The organism is Streptomyces sp. DH12 (assembly GCF_020873895.1).
Classification (GTDB): domain Bacteria; phylum Actinomycetota; class Actinomycetes; order Streptomycetales; family Streptomycetaceae; genus Streptomyces.
Genome location: NZ_JAHWGT010001322.1, coordinates 1 through 424, shown reverse-complemented (window position 1 = coordinate 424; position 424 = coordinate 1). Strand labels below are relative to the sequence as shown.

At 67.5% G+C, this 424-nt stretch carries 1 protein-coding gene; it reads left to right on the top strand.

Annotation, left to right across the window (positions count from 1 at the left end; genetic code table 11):
- The first annotated feature begins 11 nt into the window (after positions 1–11).
- Positions 12–323: a DUF2516 family protein gene (locus LPA54_RS39895; protein WP_228985300.1), complete on the top strand. Its 312-nt coding sequence runs from the start codon at positions 12–14 to the stop codon at positions 321–323.
- Positions 324–424 lie beyond the last annotated feature (101 nt).

Here is a 424-nt window from a genome sequence, read left to right as displayed (position 1 = left end):
TCACTAACTTCTTGTGGCTGCTGAACCTGGCTTTGATCGTGTTCACCGGCTTCGCGCTGATCGACGCCGCCACGCGCCGTGAGGACGCCTACCGCGCGGCGGACAAGAAGACCAAGCCGTTCTGGCTGATCATCCTGGGTCTCGCCTTCGTGGTGAGCCTGATCTTCAACATCCTGTCGTTCCTGCCGATCATCGGCCTGATCGCGACCATCGTGTACATGGTCGACGTCCGCCAGGCCCTGAGGTCCCTCCCCGGCGGCGGCCGGGCCCGCAGGGGCTCCAGCAGCGACGGCCCGTACGGGCCGTACAACGGCGGCCGCTGACCGGGACCCGGCACGCCGGGTCCCGAAGATCGTGGGCGCCCCGCCCCTGAGTCGTATCCGCGGGTGCTTCGTGTTTTCTCGCGCAGTTCCCCGCGCCCCTA